We start from the raw sequence: 24,520 nt of genomic DNA on the forward strand, positions 1-24,520 counted from the left end.
CTAAGCGTGCCCGCGTCGAAACGCGGGCACGGCCGATGTTTCCACCGGTCTTCTGGGTTGTGCCAGAGAGCCTGGCGAAATTATTGCAACATAAAAGTATTTAATTGTTTATTTAACTTCTTATTTTTGTAGTAAAGTATAAATAGTTTATCTGCGTACTTTTAGCAGGAAATGCGCTGCCTGCGCTATACAAGTGGCAAACCGGTGTGTCACTTCTTCTTGGGTTGTCGCTAGGGCCAGCAGCAGGTTTCCTGGGTTGTGGAAATGGAGAACTTGGAGACAGAGCGGAAGCTCTACAAGAAGCACTTTCACAGGCGCTTCATGTATGAGCGGAAACTAAGGAAAGTGTTGGATTCCATGATAGGGGAAAGGAATGAGATGTACGGCATAACAGAGGAGCGCATGGAAGCATGCGAAGGAATGGCAAACGACGCAAGCACATCTAGCGGGCTCACCGAGCTCGTTGTCAAAGCAATCGACTACGAGAAGCTAAGCCAGAAGATGAAGTTGGACATGGGCGCCGACAGGCAGTACCAGATCCGCATGCGTGTGTCATGGAAGGGTGTCTCCTCGGATGATATAGGCCGTGCACTTCAGTGATTTTCTTTTCCCTATCTTTTTCTTTTTTTGTGAATCAACTCTTTGCGATGAAGCCCCTGAAGCTCTTCTTGTAGAAAAGGAAGTACGTTATTATTATGAAGTCGACTATTATTGCGGCATGCATCACAGTGCAGTATATGCATATGGCTTTCACTACAAAAATTTCGAGATAAATTAAGTATGGCACCAGCACCAGGCCGAAGAATCGCCATCCGAATAGCAACCTGAACGCGCGCTTGAACACGCGGTCGCTTCCGAAGCTTACAAGATACACCAGACCAAGATTTATCACGAAGTAAACCGCGGCCAGCACGTCAAGCGGCACGCCAAACACCGAATCGTAGCTGCTCTGGAGCACCTTGTAGCAGTTTATCACGATGCTGTTCGACGCAAGGGTATTGCCGAGCACGCAGAATGGCAGCGGGCTGTGCAGCGTGTAAAACAGGAAGAGCACCATGGATGAGCTCCACAGGCCGAACAGCGACATTACTATGAGCACGATGAACTTTGGCCAGCTCACGCGCATATCGGCACCCGAGTATAATACATCCACGCAACGATAATTTTAATTGCTAGGTTTACCTAGCTCCAGCGTCTATCCGACTACGATACGGAAATGCCTCTCAAGTAGCCTCTCAACGCGCTTCCAGTACTTGGCACCTTCCTTCACATGGCCGTTCCTCTCAAGATCCTCTGCTATATCATGCATCTTCGCGGCCTTTATCCTATACCCAACAGCCAGTTTCGCCCTTGAATATGGCATACCGAACTGCAGTTGGTACTCCTTGATCATGAATGCCGTAGCCTTATCGAAGTCCTTGCGACCGTGCCACATCCACCACCCAATTTCATACTTTGCAAGAATCCTGCGCCTGTGTCGCGCGTCCATTGCCCCACCATTTAGGCGATGCCGGTTTTAACCTTCAGCAGACCCTGCCACCTCAGCACGTCATCCCTTGAGTCAAGCATATCATTAGGCAAGCCCATTAAGCTGAACCATTTGTAGCTTTTCGATTCGCCATTCAGAGAAATCTTTGTGTTCCTGTCTATCGCAGTAGCGTAGAAATGCAGTGTGTAAGGCGCCGATCCTGTAGGTGATTTCCTCACCTCTACCTCAACAAGCCTCTTAGGGTCTAGTCTTATGCCGATCTCCTCCTTGACCTCTCTTATGCACCCCTGCAGTGGTGTTTCGCCGGCTTCTACCGCCCCACCAACATTGCCCCACCTTGGCATGCCTTCCCACACCTTTCCCTGCTTCCGCTTCCATTCCCAGTTCCTGTTCAGCAATAGTACACTAGAAAGAGATTTGTCAAATACGCATACGAAGGCGCCTCTAAACATTGCCCCACCTGCCCTAGTAACCAAAGGCTATTGTACTAATTAATCTATCTAATTTTCTGTACATGCCTAAATAACAAGCCAGGCTCCGCCTGCTAAGTTTCCAGGCTATACATTTAACGCATTCAAAACTAATAAAAACATTTTGGGCGTAATTCAAAACGGCGCAGATGTTGCCTGCGCTGGCAACGGGGATTGGGTGACCGTTTTGGCATATGACAACAGTGGGAGGAGCGTAAGCTCTATGGTGAGAAGCTTTAGCCCAAGCCATGCTACTGCCAGTAAAATTGACGCGCAAGAATCAAATACTATTTATGCAACGCAAAGCATGCTAAGGGTCAAAAGCGAGCCAGAAACTAGCAAAGCGGACTTTTACCACTTGATCCGATCTTACAAAGTCACTGATGTAATCTCAATGCTGGGCCACTGCGACCTGAATATATGGCAATATGTCGTCGGACTGTATAGCCCATATAGCTGGGAATACAAGATAATTAAACGGGCCTATAAACGCGCGCTAAGGAAGGAAAACAATTCCAAGCACGAATTGTTCGTGGAAGATCAGATAGCAGCTATTGCAGCTGGCGACCACGGGATAAAGTTAGAGACGAGCTTTGAGAACAGTCTTGCCGCAAAGCTGAGTGTATTCCAAATCCCGTTCTCAACGCACACAAAGCATTTCAAGGTTACAGTAAATGGCACCGATTATACATTCAGCCCTGATTTCTACATACCTGTAGCGTACCATGGCAGGCGAGTGCTGGCTGAGGTTCATTCAATGAATTACTTCACCCCTACCTACCTTGAAATTTTGCGCGAGTTTATGGATTCACGAGCCGCAGAAGAATATTATTTCATCTTGATAACCAATGCACGGCCAAAGAAAAAGAACACGCTCAGGATAATGATGAACAAGCACGGCTACAACGAAGAGGACATATGCGACAAGCTCATATACATAAAGTACAACCAGAAAGAACACATGGAAATAAACCTGAAGGACGAGAACGGTTCAGTATACAGGTACCTAAGCATACTAAAGGAGCACAGCAAACCGATGCAAGGCTCTTTAACGGAACCGCACGGGCAACCAATGCTACGCCTATAGCTATACTCGCTAGTTTTGCCAAAATGAACTTGCTAAGCCGGTTGCAGTACTTGACCGCAAAGAACGCCAGGGTAGGGATTTGAACCCTAAAGCCCTTGCGGGCACCGGTTTGCGTGCATCACCAATCAGCTCTTGATCTCTGAGATTCAAGACCGGCGCAATACCAGTTTCTGCCACCCTGGCACGTGAAGCATTGCGCGCTATGGTATTTAAGCGTTAGCGCGCGCTCTGGTGATTTTATGATGTCGAATAACTTTATATCGAAAATGGTTGGAATGATTAAGTCGATGTTTGCTGGCGGTGGGCCTGCCGAAGCGGCAAGCAGCGAGCTTTCGCTGCTTGTCGGCTCCGCATCGCAGGCGCTCGAGCCGGTCCGCATGATGCGCTACAGGCAGGGAAGGCGCGGCGCAGAGATAGGATCGTATATGCAGCACGCGTGGAAGAACGTCAACGGAAGTGTGGTGATAGTTCCTGCCAATGAGACAAACCCTCACATCATAGTGGTGGGCATGAGCGGCATGGGTAAGAGCACGCTGCTCAAGTCGTTCCTCGTGGACATAAGCGGGGCGCACACTAACTCAATAGTGTTCGACGCCCACAACGAGTACGCAGGCATAGCAGATGCGCTCCACGGCAGCGTGCACTACGCGCAGAGCTCGAGCCTGAACATCTTCGAGCTCGACGGCCTCCGTACAGAGGAGCGCATCTCTGAGCTCTCCATGCTATTCAAGGAGGTGTACGGCCTAGGCTACATACAGGTCACTAAACTTATGGAGTGCATGCGCTACGCCTACAGGAAGGCGCAGTCTTCTGGCGACGGACATGCCCCTACAATATCTACGCTCCTGGACGAAATAAACATATTCCTGAAGAATGCCAGGCTGGCGTCCGAGCGCAGCACGCTCCTTCACCTGCGCTCAAGACTCTCGCTGCTCAATACTCCTGCGCTGAACAGCGAATTCATAGACACGCGCGCCCTGATGCACGGGATGCACTCGTTCTCGCTGGCCGGCCTGCAGAACGGCGAGGCGCGCTACATATACATGCACGAGCTGCTTTCACGCATCTATTCGCTGATGCACTCCAACGATAAGGAGCGCGGCATACGCATGCTCATAGTGATAGACGAGGCGCAGGCGCTGCTGGACAGGCGCTACAGCGAGAGCGGCATAGTGCGCAGGCTTATGGAGGAAGGCAGGAAGTATGGCATAGGCGTCATAGCTGCAACCACATCAATAGCTTCATTGCCAAGGCAGATGCTGGCCAATGCTGCCAACTTCATAGCTCTGCGCACCATCGAACCCAAGGAGGCGCGCTATATGGCCGACCTTCTGTCTAGGGGCAGTCCCGATGCATCAGCGGAGCTTGCAAAGAGGATCGTGCGCCTTGATGTTAACGAAGCGTTGCTCATAGCAGACGGCAAGCCAGTCATAGCAAAGACGCGCAGTGCCGCATCGCTCCCTGCTGCGCCCCAACCGGACAATTCCATGGTGCTGGCCCTGCAGTCCATCAGGCATCCAATAAAGCGCGAAGCGCTTGAAGCAAAGATCGGCAGCGAGGCCACTAATCGTGCGCTATCCGACGGCATTCTAGTTCCGTTCACTACAGCATCGGACGGCCATGCCGTGGAGTGGCTAATGCAACGCAATCCCTCTCTGAGTATAGAGCACGAGGTGCGCGTGATGCAGATAAGCGAGTCGCTGCGCAAGCATGGCATAAGGCACTACGTAATTGACAACTCCAATGGGCCCGATATGCTTGCCTACGTGAACGGCAAGCGCATAGCGATAGAGTATGAAACCGGCAGGAAGAACGTTAAGGAAACCGCCGCGATGCTCAAGAGCAGAGAGTCCAAGTACGACTCAGTAGTTGTATTCGTAAATGATGATGCTTACCTGTTCTACAGGAACAACTTCGAGAACGGAAACGTAAAGGTATTAAAGTTCGATGATATCCGGCTTTCATCGACTGCAGAACTAAGCCACGCATGCAGCTAAGTAAATTTTGACACTGTAACCAAATTCATCCATTTCAGACGTATGCAAAAGGCATTCGTTGCTTGTTGCCTGGAGATTATGTGACAGGCAGCAATACGGGCCAGTTGCTTGCCCTGGCAATGCTTATTTAATCCTTGAACAACAATGCTTAATGGTGTTACTGTGGGTGAGCAGACAGTTGCCTCTGAGGCAAGGAAGTTTGCAGGCAGCGCCGCTGCCGGAATCGATGCGCTAGTTATCATAATACTGGGCGGATTGGCCATATACTTCGAGGGCTACTTGGCCGGCAGCGTGCTCACTCTTATCATAATCGCGATCGTGCTGTCACTGTCGCTTCGCGTGGTTAGGCAGTGGGACAGGATGGCCGTGCTGCGCATGGGCAAATACGTGGGTCTGATAGGTCCAGGCCTTTATGCCATAGTCCCAATATTCGATACCACGCCTGTTCGCGTCGACCTGCGCGTCATAAGCACAGTATTCAGCGCCGAGAAGACGCTCACGAAGGACAACGTCCCGGTAGACGTCGATGCGATACTGTTCTGGCAGGCCAGGAATCCCGAAAAGGCAGTACTGGCGGTGCAGAATTACATCGGCTCGGTGCAGCTGGCCGCGCAGACTGCGCTTAGGGACATAATCGGCAAGAACGAGCTCTCTTCTATGTTATCAGGCCGCGACATAATCGGCAAGGACATAGAAGCGCTGATAGAGGAGCGCATAACATCTTGGGGCATCAACGCCATAAGTGTAGAGATCCGCGACGTGACCATACCAGCGGAGCTCCAGAACGCGATGGCTAAGGTGGCCACATCGGACCGCGAGAAGCAGGCGCGCGTCATACTTGCGGAGAGCGAGAGCCTCGCAGCTGACAAGATGCTAGAGGCGTCGAAGAAGTACCAGAGCGACATCTACGCGATGCAGCTCAGGGCCATGAACATGATGTACGAGATAAGCCTCGCGGGCAAGAACCTCATGGTATTCGTGCCGGTCGAGAGCAAGGGATTCTCCATACCTACTCCGATAGGTACCCTGGGCATAGCAGATCTGCAGAAGATGTACGGCCAGACAATAGGTGGTGCCGATACCAAGCAAGCGAAGAAGGGCAAATAAGGCGCGTGCAAAGCCGAAACGCAAGCAAATAAGGCGCGCTGCATCGGCAGCCAAGCCACGGCTGCCGGTCTACAGGCTCAAGCACGACATGTACAGGAAGCGCCGCGGCGGCACTGCGAAGCTAATTGACATATACTGCGCCAACTGCGGCGAGCTGGCATTGATCTACCAAAACGATGCGCCGAAGGGCATGCTGCGGCGCTGCTATATCGACAGGATATTCTGGCCCCCTAAATACGAGGAACTGCAGCATGCCAGGCGCGCCCTCGACATCAGCGCCATGCCAAACCTCTTGTGCCTGAAATGCGGCACCCTGATTGGCACACCGATGCTCTATGCAAAGCCCGGCGAGCAGCGGCTGGCATACAGAATGGTTGGAAAGTCGTTCATGAGCAGGGCAAGCACTCATGCCATAAGCAGGGGCAAATAAAACCTGAAAGAATGAATGGCTGCCATTCGGCAAAATCCTCCCAGAAAACAATAAATATCTGGTCAATGTGAGTAAGCGCAGTGGGATTATGCCATTTGTGCTTAGAAAGTGGCCTCAGCCAGCTCCAGTTGAGCTTACCCCAGTCGATAAGATATCAGTATCGCTTCAACGGCGTTCCATCCTAATTAACAGGCTGAGCAACGAACAAGCCAATATCGAGATGGCGACCTTAGACGTGCGCCTCGGGTACGACATTAAGCGCGCCGAAGCCGACATAACCTCGATCAATGAGATCGCAGAAGTTCTAAATTCAGGGACCCAAGAAACCAGTGCGCTCAAGCGCCTCTTCCAGGAGATGGACGTATTCCTTACGAAAGATGAAATACTGAATGCTTATCATATAAGCGAAAAGTCATTCCGAGAATTGCGCTACTACCTGCTGCTTATGCCTCCTTCTGAACTTATAAGCAGAGGGCAGGGCGGTGTCGCAGCGGCACGTGCTCCGCAATCCACATTCGGGCTCTCAGACGATGGAAAAATGGCGGCACAGATCGCGAAGGACCCAGGATCGCTTCTTGCCGAAAGAAAAGCGTATATCGCCAAGGCGAACGAAGCCATACACGACTACCTTGCTGGACGATTAGAGGTAGGCCCCGGCATACGCAAGCAGTAATGGCCTTTCCTTTGTACGATGCAAATGCATCCAAACCGCTCAAAATTTGGCTGCCTACGGGTTAAATAGCCTTTCGGTAAATAAATCTAGTTCTTTATGGCGGATAGCAAGGACCATAGCGCAGGCGCGCCTTTCAAAACCGAGCCTATGACCGGAGCGCAGAAGCGCATACTGCTAGTCATAATGCTGGGCACGATGATGAGCGCTGTAGACGTAACCATAGTGCTTCTTGCCCTTCCTGCCATGACAAACGCCCTGCACACCAACCTGGCCGGTACGATATGGGTCATACTTGCATACCTGCTCACCGTGACCATACTGACAACACAACTGGGCAGGGTTGGCGATATCTATGGCAGGGGCCGCATGTTCAAGCTCGGCTTCCTAGTCTTCACAGTCGCTTCGGCCCTGTGCGGCGCATCATTCAACGTCGTCATGCTAATAGGGTTCAGGGTGCTGCAGGGCCTAGGCGGCGCCCTAATGCAGGCGAACAGCGGCGCGCTAATTGCTGACACGTTCGAGCGTCATAACCGCGGCCGCGCATTCGGATTCACGGGCCTTGGCTGGAACATGGGCTCCATGCTCGGCATAGTGCTTGGAGGCGTGCTCACCACGTTCGTCGGATGGCCATACATATTCTACATAAACGTGCCGATAGGCATAATCGCGCTCTATCTCGGCTACAAGTACATACCGACAGACGTGCAGGGCAAGCACGCGCTTGACATACGCGGGATGGTACTGCTTGGCGCCGCGCTCCTGCTCATAACGTTTGGAGGAGTGAGCATTGCAACCACAGGTATAGGCACATACCAGTTGCTAATGCTTATAGCTGGTGCCGCACTGGTGCCAGCATTCATAGTGGCTGAGCTGCGCTCAAAGGCGCCTACAATAGATTTCAGGGCGTTCAAAAACCGCATACTCTCAAATTCCATAATGGCGGCATTCTTCCAGAGCCTCGGCTATCTTGCAGTCGCGTTCATCATAATCATGTACCTGCAGGGGGTGCGCGGCCTGGATCCATTCACCGCTTCAATGCTTCTGCTTCCTGGCTATGTGCTCAGTAGCTTCATATCACCTTACACGGGCAGGCTGTCAGACAGGGTTGGCGCGCGGTCTATAGCAACAACCGGCATACTGCTAATGCTCGCTTCGGTGCTTGCATACCACGTTATTCTGACGGCAACCACTCCCTACTACGTGATAGTACTGCTGACGCTGGTAAGCGGCCTCGGCTCCGCGATGTTCTTCCCTGCCAACAACAGCGCAGTCATGGCCAACGCGCCGCAGGGCGCCTACGGTTCCATATCAGGCATAACGCGCACAATGGCCAACATAGGCACCCTTGGCAGCTTTATAATGACAGTGAGCATTGCATCGCTTGCCGTGTCGAGGAATGTCGCGTTCAGCATATTCGTTGGCACGTCCGATCTTACCGGACACATATCTACTGAGTTCGTAGCAGGAATACATGCCGTATTCATCATATCAGCTGTGATACTAGCGATAGCTGCGGCGCTATCATGGCTGCGCGGGAAGGAGCAGAGGCATGCGCCAGGAGCGCAAATCAGATATAATGCTCAGCATTCCTCCAGTGCGCACGGCTGACCTGTGGCGATGATCCTCAATCTTGGCGCGTGCCCTCATTCCTTTTATTAAGCTTTTCTTACAAAAGTCTCTGTTAAAATGGCATCGACTAAAGGCGGAGCTGCAGCCGGCGTCCGGACTAGAGAGCTGGAACGCATGATTTACGAGAGCCTGCCAAAACTGAAAAGGCAACGCCTCCTTGCCCTCGGCTGCAGCAATATGCAGCTCCTGTTTGCGATGAAGCGCAGGTACCCATTGCTCTGGATAACAGTGCTGTCAGAGAGCCAGGCCAAGCTTACAAAGGCTTTGGCGCTTGCGAACCACAATAGGGTCGTTATGAGGTTCATCGAAGGCAGCACAAACGAGCTGCCTTTGGAAGACGAGAGCTTTAACATAATAGTAGGCTGCATGCCACTAGTGCCTAGCAATCCTGAAAAGCGCGCAAAGGTGCTTTCCGAGCTCTATCGGGTGCTGCGCAAGTCAGGTCATGTTGTCGTAACGAGTGCCTCAATGAAGCGTGAATTCAAGTTTGCGCTTGAAGGCTCAGGCTTTGAACAGGTCAAGGTGCAGAAGGCCATGCGGCTCTATGTCTATACGGCGGTGAAGGTTGAGTCAGAGCAGCTGCTCTCGCAGCCTGGGACGTGATGTAATGAGAAGCGCAGACCTTGCAACGATAATACGCACCTTACTGATAGTGCTGTTCGCGTATCTTGTAATCCTGAAGTTCAATGCCATAGCAATAATTGTGCTATTCGTGTTAATAATCGCGCTTGACGGGGTAGACGGCTTCCTGGCCGTTAGGGAGGAGAGCAACGGCGCAATAGGCCTTATATACTATCTTCGCGCTTCCATGGGCAATGAGGAGGCCCATGCGCGTGTTAAGCAAATCAAGCTTTCGCTGTCGAAGAAGGCACCCCACGGCGCTCGCATAGACGTGGCCGGCGACCGTGTGGTCGAGTATGTCCCATGGCTTCTCTTCATGTTCCTCCACATAGTGCCCCTCTTCGTAGTGATAATAATAGTGATAAGGCATTCATTCGCTGACGCGCTCATGGCTTCCAGAGGCACATCTTCGAAAATGAAGTCCGGATTCGCGCGCGCAGTATACGCTTCCAATGCGTCGCGCGCAGGAATAAACATAATGAAATTAGTTACATTTTCCTACCTAGTGCTGGTCTACGTGCTTGCGTATCCTCTCTGGATAGGCTATGCGCTCATAGCGCTCCTGGTGATCTACGTGCTCGTAAGAGGAATAGCGGAGATCTACGAATCGCTGAAATGATTTAACTTTGCATAGCGGGAAATCCCACATCCTTCAGGGGTTGGAGGATGTCACCAACGCATAAAAGTACATATTGCCGATTAACCATGACACCATGCTGGGAATAGAAGAGCTGAAACGGGCATGAAAATAATAACTCACCCCGGCAGCATGTCAGATACGCTGGACCCCCGGCAGGCCCTAAGGTTCTGCTACAAAGTACTGCATGCGCGACAGAATTAGCAACTTTTCAGAATGCAGCATGCAATAAATAAATAATAAATATCTGGACTGGCTAAGCGGATACGATACTTACATGACGCACACAATTCAAAACATGCCAGACACAAAGCCCAGTGCAGCGCAGGCACTCACAACCGACGACTACAGGATAATTGCGTCGAAGCTCTCGCTGCCGAAGGGGATAGGCTCAGATTTGGGTATCTACTATTTTCCAGAGATGGAAGGCCGCAAAGAGCTGGTATCAGACATAATTGCGGGTGCCAAGGCGATATGCAGGGATAGCACCATAGCTGCAAGGGCAGCCATGCCCGTATACGCCTCTTCTGATAATGGTGTGCTTGACGAGAACACAAAGAGGCAGGTGCAGATTGCAGTCATCCAGCTCAAATGCATGCAGGTGCCGTTCAGCCACATAGACAAGGAGATAAACTACAGCATAAAGCACAATCTCGATTTCTTCGCACCAATGTTCGACGTGAAGGCGCTTACCAATCTTTCTCCGACCGCCAACCCCTCACTGCTGGCTAAGAGCCGCGACGCAATGGCGTACCAGGCATCCCAGCTTCTGACAGACTCCGGATTGCAGATAAGCATCAATGCAAAACTATCAGATAACAATCGTGGCCAGCAGCGAGCTATGCTTTCGCCCGCTGTAGCTCCGGATGGCAGGTTCCTACTGGTTGCAAAGAGCAATGCACGCGAGGAAATCGAGAAACTGCTCGGCAAGGACAGCATAACGTATACGCCAGAGCCCCCGAGCACCGATGGTAAGTTCATCTATCTGTGGATTGATGTGAAGAGCAGGCTCGCATCTGATATGGTTAACAAGCTTCGCACCAATCCCCCCAAGTTCATACAGGATTACGTCCAGTTCCACCACATAGGCAACAGACACATGTCGTTCCCCCCGAAAGAGATAGCCACGATTTGTGGCACAGCCTTTACAACTTCCATCGCAGAGAACTTCGGAAAAGCGCTCGCAAATGACTTGAAGACTACAGAGCACGGCCAACGAAGAGTCGTGCAGGTCATAATCGAGCTGCTTGCAGCCATGCCCGAAGACCATGCCCGCACCCTCATAAGGGCCGCAGGCCAAGAATCCAAATCCAGGAAGTCGTTGTTCGTCTACGGCACTGCATCGTCGCACAAGAATATAATAAGGCTGCTCACAGAGTCGGTGCCAAGAGAACTGGACAACATGGCAGGTGATTCAGCGGCCAAGCGCGTCAGTGACATTTTACGCAAAAGCACCTGACACACGCCATGCTGCCTCTTTCTAGCTCGCAGTGACGTTCGTGCTCGCAGTGGCTCCATCCTCTCCTGCTATGCTTACCGTATAAGTAAGGTTGGCGATCAACGATATCCCGATATGGCTCTTCCCAAACAGGATTGGCCCGTTGTACGAAAGCGTGACGTTCTGCCCCGGCGCGAGCGAGTAGCCGTTAGGGCCCTCCGCTTCTGCTTCTGTGAACGGCAGCGAGAGCGTGCCGTTGGCAGCTACTATGAAATTGAGCGCGTTATGGTAGCTGTGCGTGTAATTCTCGGCCTCGGATATCGTCTTATGGAGCTCAGGGCTGGATGCATTAAAGTTGTGCATGCCCTCCATGATGCTGGCGTTCATCCTGTTGCTCATGTAGAGCATCATGTTGCGTACCTGTGTGGCGTTGGCGCTTATGTTGAGTGCCTTAAGCGCTGTGGCCACGCTGTTGTTGCTGCTGAAGTTGAAGTGCTGCAGCATCAGCCTGCTTACGGCCGACGAGTTGAGGCCGAGCGCCTCTCCTATGTCTCCGGTTTCATTGAGATGCTCGACTGTGCTGGCACCGCCCAGCAAGCCTGATATGCTGGCATTCATCATGTCCTCAGCGTGACTCAAGTCTATGCTGTAGCCCGCCTCGTAGCCGTATGATCCGGCTGGTGGACTCATGTCGCCCAATGCTGTGGCTGATACTGCGGCGCGCATGTAACCTGAGAGTACTACGTGCTTGAGCACCACCGATGAGTTGCCATCATTTTGCACTGTGACTGCTAGCGAAGTTGAGTTGCCTGACACTGCCAGGCTAGCACCAGTTACCGATATGGTGGCCCCTGCCCTGTTCAGCGCCTCTCTCTCGCCGGTTTGGATGCGCTCAGTGGCGCCGACGCGCGCCTGCGCGCTTGATACGGCTCCATTTCCAGTAACAACTGCCTTGAGCGATGGAACAAGCACAAAGACATCCTGTGTGCTCGTGTAGATCTGCACTATGGTCGGCGTCATGTCTATCACGGCCAGGCCATTCGTGACGTTCAGATTGCTGTTGAGCTTGACGAGCAGGCTGGAGCTCGGCACCGTGACAGCGTATGTCGTGCCGTTAATCGTTATATTGGCATTGGTTATGTTGAACCTGACCATGTTGAAGCTCTGGTTCTGACGCACTTTCAGTGAAGCTATGGTCTGCGTTATGTTGGTCAAGTTCATCAAGTTGATCGAGCCGCTTGCGTTGACTGAGACGAAACCTGTCGTGTTTGCTGCGCCCGCCTCGTGGAGCTGCACGGACGAATAAGTTATGACCAGCGACTGCGTGCCGTTTGGCACAAGTGGAGGGTCGGTGAGCTGCAGCACTATCGTGCCCTGAGCGGCCTGCGCAGCAGGCGCCCTCTGGTAAGACGCAAAAGCGTACAGTATAACAGCAACTACTATTATGCCAAGTACTATTCCAGCTATCGCACCTTTGCTCGCCATACCAATACCTGTTGAGTCATGTCTGAAAGCGTATAAAAAACATTCATTCTGCGTAATAGTAGCTTGCTACATGCATGGCACAGGCCCTTACTCCCTACATGCCAGGCCCGCCGGCGCTCTTGGCTTCTACGCACTGCAATATGCTCCTGCTCTCCATCCTGTCGCTCACCGCACCGTCCTCGTCATACGCATATGCTGTTATGTTGAGCACATACTCGTCAGGCACGCTGTTGGTACCCGTATAGAGCCGTATCTGCTTCTCCTTTGTTCCATGCGGCGGCAGTATGCCTACCCTTGTCCTGCCCTGGAGAAGCTCCCCATCATGCTCGAGCGAGAGCGGCCTGTCTACTTTTACGTCGCACTCGCACCAGTAAGTCTTTCCAGGATCGGTATTCTCAAGCCTGAGCGTCATCACTGCCTCGTTCTTTGAATAAGCCTTCAACTCCTTAGGCTCGAATGATGCGCTGACGTTTATGAGCCCCATCTGGTCGCCTGCATCTGCAGTTTATCGCCTGCGATTATATGCTCACGCTAAAGAATATATACCTTGATGCAGCATTCTTACTGATTTATGGCATACAGCCAGCGGCTGATTGTTTGGAGCTCAACGAGGCAAAGCTGATAGAGAGCGAGGTGACCCTGAGGAACCTGCGCCTCACAAAGGAGGTGACCGAGACGCGCAGGTCGATGGTGAGGTGGCTTGCGCTGTCGCTAGGCATAATAAACCCAGGAGAAACAAGGCTCAGCGCGCTCGGCGTGCTCGATGCGATGCTCTACTTCCAGTTTACCAAGCGCCAGGATCCGAGCGTGGAGGAGCTTTCGGATTACATAAGCAAGGCATGGGGAGCAATGAACGAGAAAACGCTGCGTTACCATTTGCTTCAGCTGAAGAACGCCAACATACTGACTCATTCAAAGGGCAGATACTCATTCGTTAGGTCGGACAACAGCGAACCATACGACGAGTTGGCCTGGATTGAGAGCTATTTCAGCAATGAACTCGCCCCTATACGCGATAAGGTCTCGACGGTCATAAGGGAGCTGAAAGGCAGGTAAGCGGTGCATCTAATGGTCAACAAGACAAACGCGCTTGTGTACATAGTAATAGCCGCGGTAGTGGCGGCCACAGTATTCACAGTCACGGCAATGCAGCTGCATCATCCATACGACATAAGCGTATCTATGCAGCGGACTGGCCAGGTGGGAGCTGTCATGTATCCCTACCAGAACTTCGATTTCAAGGTCATAGTAAGGAACTTTGGCAGCACGGTGAGCGACATGCCTCTCAGCGTGTACCTGAACAACTCTGTGATAGACTCGTACAAGGTGAGCCTGCCTGCGCACAGCAACGTGACGATAAACGAGAGTTACACGTTCACCACCAACGGCACGTTCGTGATCAATGCTGTGGCAGATCCTGCCGAAGTGTTCGACATAGCAAACAGGTCAGCCGCGCACAGCTCCATGAATGTGACTATAACTGCGCCAGAGGTGCCCAACTTGTACACATCGGTGCCTAACAATGGTACAGTATATACGCAGAGCTTCACGCTCTTCGGCAAGGGAATCGCATTTGCGACGATTCTCGGCAGGGACTACAACCTGAGCGCGTTCTCACCGCTGCTCGGTCCCGCTGCTACAGTTACATCTACCACACTCGTCGACCTTGTAGCTGCCGGCATGGTGAACCTTGCCAATGGCGTTTATTCCAGCTATGCCAACGGCACCGCAGCGTACGCGCTGTGGCTGCAGGGCTCGCTGAACAGCAGCTCGGTGAGCAGCATACTGCTTACCTACTCGTTCGGTTCAAAGGCTGTACAGACACGCCAGGGAAGCGCCTATTACAGCGCCGTAAGCAACACAGTGAGCGTATGCGCGCTCACAACCGAAGGCTGGACAAAGCTTTTGGCGTACTACAACGCCTCTGCCAACGGCACGTGCGTGTCCCTGGCAAATGCGACATACAATCCATATATGAACGGCTCGCTGATCGCAGCCATCGATGGGGCCAACACTCTGTTCGCGTATCAGGGCAACTTCATCTACACCAACTCAACATCAATCGGGACTGCAATAAGCCTAAACCTCACATCAAATACGCTGAGCCCTACCTACCTGTTTGACAACGCGTATGGATACTTCGCCTCATCTATATCAGACTCGCATACAAACCTGTCAAGCTTCAATTCCACGTGCATGGGCCTTGTGTACTACAGCAACTCGACCAACACCACAATGTGCTCAGTCTACATATCCCCAGTCCGCTCCGGCTATTCCAACGAATCGCTCATATCGAGCATCGACATACATCCGAATTACACCGCGTCGCTCTATTCGTTCATCAACAATACATACACGCTTGCAGCCCATTATAATGCGGGCAGCCTGATGAGCTCCCTCAACATAAGCGGCAGGTCGGCGAGCTGGAAGCCGGCATTCTCCAACTCCTGCTCATCTGGCAATTCATCAATAGGCTGCAGAGTGATATCGTTTAATCTTACAAGCGACTCTGCGCTCATCAATATAACCAATGACCTGCCGATGTCTATGCGCATAAACAGTCTTGCATGCTATATGGCAGGCCTGCGGTACAACCAGACTATGAACGCGACGCTGAAGCACGGCGCTTCAGCAGAAGAGAGCATAACCTGCCACAATCTGCCGATAGCTGCTGTCAGCGCAATTACGAGCTATACTTTGTACATGAACTACAGCTATGGCGGCGCAGCGCGCTCGCTGTACGGCTACCTGAACGCCACCAACGCGTACCTGGGCTGAACCTTAAACTATGAAGTCCTTGGCGCCCATGCCCTTCGGAAAGGCGCGGCCGTTCTGCGTCTCGACAGGCAGGCCGAACTGGTCGGCAAGCCTCTGGAGTTCGCTCATGTCTATTACTTTGTCAAGGAAGAGCTCCACGAATTCCTCGTTCGCAAGTTTCACGTTTTTTACTTTGAATACTTGGAACTGCAGCATGCTGGCGCGCTTGACGCGCTCCCTCAGGCTGCCCTCCCTTATTATGCGCTTTGCAGATTCGCTCAGCATGCTTCCACGGCAATTCTTGCGATGCAAGGCTTAAAACACATTACATGCACGTCATCTTTTTATTTGTGAGGCGCTAAGCGTAATCGGGCGCCGCGATGGATATAAGCTCAGCATTCATTGCACACTACTATTCCGCAGTGCAGTCGTGGCTCTCTGCATACCTGCCGCACTTTGCCAGCTCTGCGCTCGCGCTCCTCGCCTCATTCATAATCTTCGCCATATTGCTGGCGGTTCTGGTCATGGTATTCTCGTACATGTTCGGCTGGATCGAGCGCAAGACGATGGCGCGCATGCAGTCCAGGCACGGCCCTACCTACGTCGGCAAGTTCGGGATACTCCAGAACATGGCTGACGTGATAAAGCTGCTCTCGAAAGAGAACATAGTGCCGGACGGCGCAGACAAGCTATTGTTTCGGCTCGTGCTGCCCATCACATACGCGTCGTTTGTCATGATGCTCGCCTTCATACCTTTCACAAACGCGTTCATTGGCATAGGCACGAGCTTGGGCCTGATAGTGGTGTTTTTGCTGCTGTCGTTCGTGCCGCTGCTCCTCTTCCTGGCCGGATGGTCGAGCGGCAACAAGTACGGTTCCATAAGCGCGCAGCGCTCTGTGGTGATGCTGGTGAGCTACGAGCTGCCCTTGCTGCTGGTAATAGCTGCTGTCGCGCTGATGGCCGGAAGCTACAGCTTTTCCGGCATAGTGGGAGCCCAGTCCGGCATGTGGTACGCGGTGCTTATGCCCATCGGCTTCGTGATATTCTTCATAGTGATGCTCGCAGAGCTGGAAAGGCCGCCGTTCGACATACGCGAGGCCGACAATGAGCTGATCGCAGGCTGGCTCACCGACGTGGGCGCGCCGTACTATGGCCTCGCGCTCTTCCTAGACTACACGCGCATGTTCGTCGGCACGCTCCTAATATCAATACTGTTCCTCGGCGGCTGGAACGGGCCGGTGCTCCCGCCGTTCGTATGGCTAATGGTGAAAGTGGTAATACTCACGTTCTTCATAATAGTGATACGCGCCACCACAGTGCGCATGCGCCTGGACAGGCTGCTGCACTTTGGCTGGATATACCTCCTCCCTCTCTCAGTAATTAATTTATTGATTTCATTCGCATTGTTTGTCAGGTGAGCGGGTGATACTTAAACCAATCGTAAAGGTGGGTACGCAGATGCTGAAGAAGCCCGCAACTCTCGAGTTCCCCGAGCAGAAGGAATCCCTGGCAGACAACTACCGCGGCATACACAAGCTCGACATGAAGACTTGCATAAGCTGTGCGGCATGCGCAAGGATATGCCCCAACCAGACAATAGACATGGTCGACACGGAAACCGAGCACGGCACGAAGAAGATGCCTCAGATAAACCTGGAGCGGTGCCTATTCTGCGCGTTGTGCGAGGAAGTATGCCCTACGCAATGCCTCGTGCTCACGAAGGACTACAGCTTCGAGGCCTACGACAGGCGCGAATACATAAAAAGGCCTGAGGACCTCAGATAGCGTGGTACAATGCTGCCTACGCCACTGTTCCTCCTGATTTCGGTAATAGAGTTCGTTGCTATTGCGCTAATCGTGATGTCAAGGGATTTGCTGCACTCGAGCCTCGCCCTCGCCGTTCTGTTCTTCCTGAACTCCGTCATGTTCCTGCTGCTTGAACAGCCCCTGCTCGCGGTCATACAGCTCTTCATACTCATCGGGGGCATATCTACCTACATGATAATAGGGGTGGCATCGTCGAGCTTCTCCATGTTCAGGCACGGCCGCCCGGCAGTCATGGTGCTTCTCGCTGCTGTGCTCTTTGCTGTGATGGCATATCCACTTTCCGGCATGTCGTTCCAAAGCACGCAGTCCAACGTTGCAACTGTGGCGGGCGCCGGTGCAGAGGTCAGCCAGTATATAGGGATATTCTACCTTCTCACGTTCATGACGTTCGCTGTAGCGCTGGGCTCCATACTGCTGTTCAAGAAAATAGGCGAGAGGAAATGATACCGATTGAGTTCATAATGCTCGGCTTCGCGCTTTTCGCCATCGGCATGGCTGGAATGGCCACGAGCCGCCATCTGGTGGTAATGATGATGTCGATAGAGGTGGCGCTCGTAGCCAGCACCCTCGTTGCCACGGCGTTCTTCTATCTGTCTGCAAACGGCGCCATAGTGCCGCTGCTTTTCACGGTGTGGTCGGTTGCCGCTGTTGAGGCCATACTGATAATCGTTTTCTACAAGTACATGGCCAGGAATGAGATGAGCCTCGACGTGAGCAAGCTCTCCGAGCTGAAGGATTGACATGATAGCGATATATGCAGTGGTCGTGCTCGTCATCGCCGGGATAGCCGCGCTGCTCTCCCGCAGGCATGTGCTTGCGCCCAGGTACATAGCATTGGCTGGCAGCCTTGCGGCCCTGGCAATCATCACGTATGCATTTGTGTACGGAAGCGCAGGCACATACTCAATACCATGGTTTGGCATAGGCCAGTACTCGTTCCCGATAGTGCTGGAGACGTACAGCCTGAACATGCTGCTGCTTCTCCTGGTCGGCGTTATAACACCGCTGATATTCCTGTACTCGATAGGTTTCATGGACGTGCCCACGGAGCAGGGCCGCTTTTACTTCGAGATCAGCGTGTTTGCAGCTGCAATGATGCTTTTTGCCATCGCTGGCAACCTCATAACTATGTTCCTGGCGTGGGAGATGCTAGGAATAACGAGCTACCTGCTCATAGGCTTCTGGTACTACAAGGGCCGCGCGGCCGAAGCCGCGCGCAAAGCTATAACTACCATAATAATAGGCGATGTGCTGATGCTCTCTGCAATCCTATTGATATTCAGCACTTACCATACGATGAGCTTCAACGCCATACTTGCTGCGCCATACAGCAGCTCCCTGACTGTCGCGATGGCGCTTCTGCTCGTAGCCATTTTCACAAAATCGGCGCAATTCCCGTTCCACGAATGGCTGCCTGACGCCATGGAAGGCCCAACTCCGGTTTCAGCCTTCCTCCATTCGTCCACCATGGTCAAGGCGGGCGTGTTCCTTGCGGCTGTGCTTTTGCCCCTGTTTGCCAAGGCCGGCCTGCTAAGGGTCATGCTCGTCGTCGGGCTTGTCTCCGCGCTGCTCGGTGCATCGAACGCGCTGGCCGAAAGGCACGTGAAGCGCATACCCGCCTATTCCACCATAGAGGACATAGGCCTGATGTTCGTGGCCCTCGGCCTGAACGCACTTGCAGCAGCCATGCTGTTCTTCGTTGTGCAGGCGTTCTACAAGGCATTGCTGTTCATGAGCGCAGGCTCGATAATGCGCGCCAACAATGAAACGACAAACATATACGACCTCTACGGGGCGTCGAAGCGAAAAATCATTGCTGCGGCATCGATAATCGGTGCGCTCTCGCTGGCAGGCATAGCCCCGTTAAGCGGCTTCTTCGGCAAGGCGGCCATAGGCACAGCGTCGCTCGCAGTCAATGCGCTCGTGTATGCCGTGCTCATGGTGATAGGGTTCGCCAGCAGCATCTACATATTCAGGTGGCTCATCGTGCCGATGCGCAAGGCGCCGGAAGGTGAGGAGGTGCGCCTCTCAGGCAAATACGCGCATATTCCGAGATCCATGCTCGCGGCGCCCGCAATTCTCGCGGTTATGGTGGTTGCGGTCTCAGTGCTTTACCTATATCTTCCGGGCTATCTGTCGCAGCATCTATCCGACATAGGCGTGCTAGATGCGGCCATTGAGAGCGGCGTGGCGGTTGCTGGCATAGCGATAGCATATGTGCTGTTCAGGAACGTCAAGCCATTCGCGCCTTCGCGCCACAGGATGGCGGTCAGCGCGCTCTACAATAGCCTGCTCGTCAACAAGGCCTACCAGCTCATAGCCAGGTTCTTCTATGCGATCGGCGCAGGAATCGACTCGATCGACAATGGGTTGTATGAGGCAGCGCTTTCGGGCGGCAACGGCGTAGTATATTCTGGCAGGCAGTTGCGGCGCATAGTGACCGGCCAGCCCAACATGTATCTAGTTGCAGCTCTCATCGGCATAATGCTGCTGGTCGTAGTGATGGTGGTCTGATGTTCCCATACCTGTTCGTGATGCTTGGCACGCTTCTGGCAGGAGTGCTGGCAACGCTGCCTTTCGGGAAGCGCGCCTCACGCGGCATAGCGATCGCTGCGACTCTCGCTGTCCTGATAATGGTCGCGCTCATGCTGATAACTGCGCTCGAGTATGGCGCAGCGTTCAGCGGATCACTGCCTTACATAAGCGCATTCGGGATATCGTTCAGCCTCCAGGCCGGGGCGGTGCAGCTGATGCTGATAACGATGGCCTCCATAGTGGCATTCGCGGCCGTCATCGGCGGCAATGTAGAAGCAGAGAACGTGAAGGCATCGAACGCCCTGGTCATGCTGTTCGAGCTTTCTGCCATAGGCCTGTTTGCGTCTGCCAACTTCTTCCTGTTCTACATCTTCTGGGACATAGGCGTAATTGCGGGCTTCTTCATGATATATTCGCTGGGCGGCGCCATGAAGCGCGTCGCCGCTAACGCCTACCTTGTATATTCCATATTCGCAAGCGCCATGCTGCTCCTTGGGATACTGCTGATATACTTCTACACCCCGGTGCACACGTTCAGCATATCAGGCATAGAAGCTGCGGCCGGCTCCATACCTGTCGCGCTGCAGGAGCTCATATTCCTTCCGATGTTCATAGCATTCATCGTCAAGATGCCCGTTTTTCCGTTGCATTCGTGGATGCCCAATGCCTATGCAGAGGCCTCGACCCAGGGCTCGATGCTGCTGAGCGGCGTCCTCTCCAAGTTCGGCGCATATGGAATGCTGGTGCTCTTCTCAATGCTCCCTATTGCATCGAAGGTGTCTGGATATGTTTTCGCCCTCGCCTCCATATCAGCATTCTACGCTGCGTTCGCAGCCATGCACCAGTCAGACATAAAGCGCATGGTCGGCTACACAAGCATGCTTGAAGGCTCAATAATACTCGCAGGCATAAGCGCGCTGAACTACTTCGGGACATACGGTTCTGCATACCTGATGCTCGCGCACGGGCTTGCAGTCGCGCTGCTCTTCCTGGCGGCAGGCTCTGTGCAGAAGCTTTTCGGCGACACTGACATGCGCTCCCTGCGCGGTATAGCGAAAAATGCCGGCCCCACAGCGTACACCTTCCTGCTCGGCATATTTGCGACGACAGGCATGCCGCTCACTGCCACATTCATAGCAGACGTGCTTATATTCATTGGAGCCATAACCGCATTCGGTGTGCTTGGAATAGTTCCGCTGCTCAGCATAATACTTGTGGGCGCATACATGTACTATGCGGTCAGGAGGTCGTTCCTCTCGACAGCTACCTTCACCCCGTCAAGATGGCGCATCGGCGCATCGCAGAATGTGGCATATGCAGTATTGTTTTCATCGATATTCATTTTCGGCATCGTACCGGTGCTGCTGCAGCTTGTCAAAGTATAGGTGCTTGAATGGGATTCATACCACAGATATGGGCTGCATACTCGATTGTAGTACTGATGGCACTGCTCGTCGCTTCCGGCATGGCTGCGCAGTTCCACAGGAAGAAAGGAATGGCTTTCTGGCTGTCTACTGCATTTCTCCTGGCGCTCGCGGCACTAGCAGCATACGAATTTGCCATGTCTGCGAATTTGGTGCTCTTCGACCTGTTGCACGTATACGCATTCTCGATGTTCTTCACCACACTATTCGCGGTGGGTCTGGAGCTGGCCAACGCACTATCCTACGGCCACAGCACGCGCTTCATAGAGATATCGGCCCTGCTCGGTTTCGCGGCCGTCGGAATCTTCGTCTTGCCAATGGCATATTCATTGCTTACAATAATCATCGCCATCGAGCTCACGGCAGTCCCGACTGCGCTCATGATTGCTATTGGAGGCAAGCGCGACCTCGAGCCGGCTGTGAAGCTGCTCCTGCTCAGCTCGATAGCCATTGCCGTGCTCGCCTTTGCCGTGTCGCTGGTATTCCCGTACGACATGCAGCTGAGCCTGAGCATGCTCACCGCGAATCCTGCAATAAGTGGCAGCTACGTAGTGTTCCTGTCAATGGTGCTCTTCATAGCGGCCCTGGCCATAGAAGCCTCGCTCTTCCCATTCAATCTCTGGGTGCCAGACGTGTACCAGGGCGCGCCGGGAAACATCACCGCACTGATAGCTGGCATAAACAAGACCGTAGCGATTGTAGCGCTCATCGAGATACTTTTTACCGTGTTCATGGTGAGCAGGCCCGCGTTTATTGCAGGCATAGCCGTGCTCTCCGTGCTCACGATGTTCTTTGGCAATCTCACCGCAATGGTCCAGAGCAACGTTAAGCGCATGTTCGCCTATTCGTCAATATCACAGGCAGGCTACATAATGGTTGGCATAGCGGCAGCAAGCCAGTACGGCCTGTCATCGAGCGCATTCCAGATGGCGGCGCATATGTTCATGATAATCGGGGCATTCGCAATAGTGCTTTGGCTGGAAGAACGCAACATAAAAAGCGTGGAGGACTACAAGGGCCTGGCCATGAGGAACGGATTCGCAGGCATTGCGCTGACAATAATTATGCTGTCGATGGCCGGGATCCCGCCACTTATGGGCTTCATGGGCAAGTTCCTGCTCTTCTCGAGTGCAATAAGCTCCGGCCTTGTGGCCCTAGCTTTCATCGGGATAATCAACAGCTTCCTTTCGATCTACTACTACGGGCGTCTCATCTCAGCGATATACGACAGGCGGTACGAGCGCAAGCTTGCCATGGACCGGAGCGTCAAGGCAGTAGTTATAGTTACGCTGGCCGTGGTAATCGCTTTCGGGATATATCCTGCGCCGCTCATGGCGATAACGAATTCTGTCATGCACAGCCTGCTAGCGCTGTGAACGGCTATTTCGCCAGACCCCTGAAGATAAAGCGCTTCAGCATTGTGCTTGGGCTGTCCATGTCGCCGTATCTGCTGAAGAACTGCTCAGCGCCGAAAAGTCTCGACATACGCATAAGTATGGCGAGGCTCCTCGGACCAGCGTTGGAGTAGTAGCCGTGAAGCGCGGAGTGCAGCATCAGGTCCATGCCATATTGCTTTCTCCACTCCTTCTCATAAGACGTAAGTGCTGTGCCTCTCGCTATGTGGTTGCCTATCACTTCTGCAGCTACCTTGGCGCACGAAGCTCCGAATATTATGCCGCCGCCGGTCGTCGCCTTGACCTGGCCCGCAGCGTCGCCGACCAGCATGACATTGCCCTTAACGGTGACCCTCCTAGACCCTAACGGTATGATGCTTGCATGGCCTGCAACCATTCTCGCGCCTTCCACTATGCCTTTAACCTCGTCCTCCTTCACAAAATCTGCGAATGCGCTGGCGCTGCTTCTCTTCGACATGCTGCTGGTGCCTATGCCGAGCTCTACCATATCGCCGGAATATGGCGCGGACCACCCGAAGAACCTCCTCGCATGTCTGTTTGCGAAGAAGAGATCTACCGAATGGCTGTCCTCAACATTGGCGCCGCTGTACTCTGCCTTGTATGTAAGCACATACTCTTTTATGGGCGGGAAGCCGAAAGCCGCTGCAACTCCCGATACCGCACCATCAGCTCCCACTATTATGTTGTTCCTGTCGCTTGCCAGTCTCTTCAGCTCATCTGCCCCGAGCCTGTTGGCAAATGTGATATTTGCACCTGCATGCTTGGCCTCGTCGAGGCATCTCCTCGCCAGCTTGCTGCGGTCCAGGACGTAAGCCTGCACGCTTCTCGCCTTGACCTTCAGGCTTTCCCCTCCAGCATGCAGCACCGCGCCGTCCAGCTCGTTCACTATTGCGCTTCTGTAATCGATGCCGATGCGCCCCAGCCCGTTCCTTGAGAGGATGCCGGACGCCTTGTCTGCTCCCTCCTCGACCCTGCGCTTTCCATCATAGACGTGAGTGTCGATGCCGCGCTGCGCCAGTTCCTTCGCAAGTATGAGCCCTATAATGCCTGCCCCAACAACAACTACCCTCATGTCCGTCGCTCCACGATTATCGATATTTAAAGCTTTCCATCTAAACCTTAATAACTGATTTGTTGGTGTTCGCACGGCCGATAAGAAGGGGAAAAAGGAACCTCAGGCAGGCAGCCTCGAGAATCCCAAGATAAAGATACAGAACATAGTTGTCAGCGCCGACCTGCACGCAGTGATAGACCTCTATACGCTCTCGAAGGAGGTGAAGGCCGTTGACTATGAGCCGGAGCAGTTCCCCGGTGCCATATTCAGGGTGACAGAGCCGAAGGCCGTGATAATACTGTTCAAGAACGGCAAGATGATATGCACAGGGGCCAGCACGGAAGCCGACATAAGGCGCGTGCTTGACTATGCAGCCAAGATAATGTCGAAGTATGTCATATCGCTCAATCCGCCGGCCAAGGAAGGCAGCAAGGCGAAATGAGCG

27 protein-coding genes and 1 tRNA gene are annotated in these 24,520 nt (G+C 53.1%); 20 read left to right on the forward strand and 8 right to left on the reverse strand.

Features of this window, described 5'->3' with window-relative positions:
* The first annotated feature begins 264 nt into the window (after window positions 1-264).
* Window positions 265-600, forward strand: coding sequence for a hypothetical protein (locus M1158_02890; protein ID MCL5100039.1), 336 nt, complete (start codon window positions 265-267; stop codon window positions 598-600).
* A gap of 34 nt (window positions 601-634) precedes the next feature.
* Here the strand turns inward: M1158_02890 and M1158_02895 are convergent, their stop codons facing one another.
* The 3 genes from M1158_02895 to M1158_02905 form a co-directional block, all read right to left on the reverse strand.
* On the reverse strand, window positions 635-1,126 hold the full coding sequence (locus M1158_02895) for a vitamin K epoxide reductase family protein (GenBank protein ID MCL5100040.1): 492 nt from the start codon (window positions 1,124-1,126) through the stop codon (window positions 635-637).
* Between the two features lie 69 nt (window positions 1,127-1,195).
* Window positions 1,196-1,489, reverse strand: a complete 294-nt coding sequence (locus M1158_02900; protein MCL5100041.1) for a hypothetical protein — start codon at window positions 1,487-1,489, stop codon at window positions 1,196-1,198.
* Between the two features lie 11 nt (window positions 1,490-1,500).
* Entirely contained in the window at window positions 1,501-1,941 is a 441-nt protein-coding gene (locus M1158_02905) for an NUDIX hydrolase (protein MCL5100042.1), read from the reverse strand.
* Window positions 1,942-2,266: 325 nt separating this feature from the next.
* Between M1158_02905 and M1158_02910 the strand changes: the two genes are divergently transcribed.
* A complete protein-coding gene (locus M1158_02910; protein ID MCL5100043.1) occupies window positions 2,267-3,046 on the forward strand; it encodes a hypothetical protein in 780 nt (259 codons plus the stop codon).
* Between the two features lie 64 nt (window positions 3,047-3,110).
* Here the strand turns inward: M1158_02910 and M1158_02915 are convergent.
* A tRNA-Ser gene (locus M1158_02915) sits at window positions 3,111-3,229 on the reverse strand.
* 56 nt (window positions 3,230-3,285) lie between these two features.
* Here M1158_02915 and M1158_02920 point away from each other — a divergent pair.
* The 8 genes from M1158_02920 to M1158_02955 all read left to right on the forward strand — a co-directional run bounded on the left by M1158_02920 (window position 3,286) and on the right by M1158_02955 (window position 11,599).
* Window positions 3,286-5,043, forward strand: a complete 1,758-nt coding sequence (locus M1158_02920) for an ATP-binding protein (protein ID MCL5100044.1) — start codon at window positions 3,286-3,288, stop codon at window positions 5,041-5,043.
* A gap of 162 nt (window positions 5,044-5,205) precedes the next feature.
* Complete coding sequence (locus M1158_02925) at window positions 5,206-6,150, forward strand: slipin family protein (protein MCL5100045.1); 945 nt, start codon at window positions 5,206-5,208, stop codon at window positions 6,148-6,150.
* On the forward strand, window positions 6,116-6,580 hold the full coding sequence (locus tag M1158_02930) for a hypothetical protein (protein ID MCL5100046.1): 465 nt from the start codon (window positions 6,116-6,118) through the stop codon (window positions 6,578-6,580). Before M1158_02925 ends, M1158_02930 begins: the two co-directional genes overlap by 35 nt.
* A 220-nt stretch (window positions 6,581-6,800) precedes the next feature.
* Complete coding sequence (locus M1158_02935) at window positions 6,801-7,253, forward strand: hypothetical protein (GenBank protein MCL5100047.1); 453 nt, start codon at window positions 6,801-6,803, stop codon at window positions 7,251-7,253.
* A gap of 147 nt (window positions 7,254-7,400) precedes the next feature.
* Complete coding sequence (locus tag M1158_02940) at window positions 7,401-8,861, forward strand: MFS transporter (protein MCL5100048.1); 1,461 nt, start codon at window positions 7,401-7,403, stop codon at window positions 8,859-8,861.
* A gap of 78 nt (window positions 8,862-8,939) precedes the next feature.
* Window positions 8,940-9,485, forward strand: coding sequence for a class I SAM-dependent methyltransferase (locus M1158_02945; GenBank protein ID MCL5100049.1), 546 nt, complete (start codon window positions 8,940-8,942; stop codon window positions 9,483-9,485).
* 4 nt (window positions 9,486-9,489) lie between these two features.
* Complete coding sequence (locus M1158_02950) at window positions 9,490-10,122, forward strand: hypothetical protein (GenBank protein ID MCL5100050.1); 633 nt, start codon at window positions 9,490-9,492, stop codon at window positions 10,120-10,122.
* A 316-nt stretch (window positions 10,123-10,438) separates the two neighbouring features.
* A complete protein-coding gene (locus tag M1158_02955; protein ID MCL5100051.1) occupies window positions 10,439-11,599 on the forward strand; it encodes a hypothetical protein in 1,161 nt (386 codons plus the stop codon).
* A 21-nt stretch (window positions 11,600-11,620) separates the two neighbouring features.
* Here M1158_02955 and M1158_02960 read toward each other — a convergent pair whose 3' ends face one another.
* Both M1158_02960 and M1158_02965 read right to left on the reverse strand, forming a co-directional pair.
* On the reverse strand, window positions 11,621-13,063 hold the full coding sequence (locus M1158_02960; protein MCL5100052.1) for a DUF4382 domain-containing protein: 1,443 nt from the start codon (window positions 13,061-13,063) through the stop codon (window positions 11,621-11,623).
* A gap of 94 nt (window positions 13,064-13,157) precedes the next feature.
* Window positions 13,158-13,547 carry a DUF4981 domain-containing protein gene (locus tag M1158_02965; protein MCL5100053.1) on the reverse strand — a complete coding sequence of 130 codons (390 nt, stop codon included), beginning with the start codon at window positions 13,545-13,547 and terminating at the stop codon, window positions 13,158-13,160.
* Between the two features lie 38 nt (window positions 13,548-13,585).
* Here M1158_02965 and M1158_02970 point away from each other — a divergent pair, with 38 nt between their 5' ends.
* Both M1158_02970 and M1158_02975 read left to right on the forward strand, forming a co-directional pair.
* A complete protein-coding gene (locus tag M1158_02970; protein ID MCL5100054.1) occupies window positions 13,586-14,119 on the forward strand; it encodes a hypothetical protein in 534 nt (177 codons plus the stop codon).
* A gap of 12 nt (window positions 14,120-14,131) precedes the next feature.
* Window positions 14,132-15,841, forward strand: coding sequence for a hypothetical protein (locus M1158_02975; GenBank protein MCL5100055.1), 1,710 nt, complete (start codon window positions 14,132-14,134; stop codon window positions 15,839-15,841).
* A 3-nt stretch (window positions 15,842-15,844) separates the two neighbouring features.
* Here M1158_02975 and M1158_02980 read toward each other — a convergent pair whose 3' ends face one another.
* On the reverse strand, window positions 15,845-16,105 hold the full coding sequence (locus tag M1158_02980) for a hypothetical protein (GenBank protein ID MCL5100056.1): 261 nt from the start codon (window positions 16,103-16,105) through the stop codon (window positions 15,845-15,847).
* A gap of 95 nt (window positions 16,106-16,200) precedes the next feature.
* Between M1158_02980 and M1158_02985 the strand changes: the two genes are divergently transcribed.
* From M1158_02985 to M1158_03015, 7 genes are read left to right on the forward strand one after another with little or no spacing between them, the layout of a single operon-like run.
* Window positions 16,201-17,238, forward strand: coding sequence for an NADH-quinone oxidoreductase subunit H (locus tag M1158_02985; protein MCL5100057.1), 1,038 nt, complete (start codon window positions 16,201-16,203; stop codon window positions 17,236-17,238).
* A 4-nt stretch (window positions 17,239-17,242) separates the two neighbouring features.
* Window positions 17,243-17,605: an NADH-quinone oxidoreductase subunit I gene (locus tag M1158_02990; GenBank protein ID MCL5100058.1), complete on the forward strand. Its 363-nt coding sequence runs from the start codon at window positions 17,243-17,245 to the stop codon at window positions 17,603-17,605.
* A 9-nt stretch (window positions 17,606-17,614) separates the two neighbouring features.
* Window positions 17,615-18,091, forward strand: coding sequence for an NADH-quinone oxidoreductase subunit J (locus M1158_02995; GenBank protein ID MCL5100059.1), 477 nt, complete (start codon window positions 17,615-17,617; stop codon window positions 18,089-18,091).
* Window positions 18,088-18,387 carry a hypothetical protein gene (locus tag M1158_03000; protein MCL5100060.1) on the forward strand — a complete coding sequence of 100 codons (300 nt, stop codon included), beginning with the start codon at window positions 18,088-18,090 and terminating at the stop codon, window positions 18,385-18,387. The genes M1158_02995 and M1158_03000 overlap by 4 nt, the downstream gene beginning before the upstream one ends.
* A gap of 1 nt (window position 18,388) precedes the next feature.
* Entirely contained in the window at window positions 18,389-20,161 is a 1,773-nt protein-coding gene (locus M1158_03005) for an NADH-quinone oxidoreductase subunit L (GenBank protein ID MCL5100061.1), read from the forward strand.
* The gene (locus M1158_03010) at window positions 20,161-21,567 is read left to right on the forward strand and encodes an NADH-quinone oxidoreductase subunit M (protein ID MCL5100062.1); all 1,407 of its coding nucleotides are present in this window, start codon (window positions 20,161-20,163) and stop codon (window positions 21,565-21,567) included. The genes M1158_03005 and M1158_03010 overlap by 1 nt, the downstream gene beginning before the upstream one ends.
* A gap of 8 nt (window positions 21,568-21,575) precedes the next feature.
* Window positions 21,576-22,982 (forward strand): NADH-quinone oxidoreductase subunit N, encoded by a 1,407-nt coding sequence (locus tag M1158_03015; protein ID MCL5100063.1) that lies wholly within the window; start codon window positions 21,576-21,578, stop codon window positions 22,980-22,982.
* Between the two features lie 4 nt (window positions 22,983-22,986).
* Here the strand turns inward: M1158_03015 and M1158_03020 are convergent, their stop codons facing one another.
* Window positions 22,987-24,093 carry an NAD(P)/FAD-dependent oxidoreductase gene (locus tag M1158_03020; protein MCL5100064.1) on the reverse strand — a complete coding sequence of 369 codons (1,107 nt, stop codon included), beginning with the start codon at window positions 24,091-24,093 and terminating at the stop codon, window positions 22,987-22,989.
* A 172-nt stretch (window positions 24,094-24,265) separates the two neighbouring features.
* Between M1158_03020 and M1158_03025 the strand changes: the two genes are divergently transcribed.
* Complete coding sequence (locus M1158_03025) at window positions 24,266-24,517, forward strand: hypothetical protein (protein ID MCL5100065.1); 252 nt, start codon at window positions 24,266-24,268, stop codon at window positions 24,515-24,517.
* The last annotated feature ends 3 nt before the right edge of the window (window positions 24,518-24,520 follow it).

The organism is Candidatus Marsarchaeota archaeon (assembly GCA_023473665.1).
Classification (GTDB): domain Archaea; phylum Micrarchaeota; class Micrarchaeia; order Micrarchaeales; family Micrarchaeaceae; genus JAMCYM01.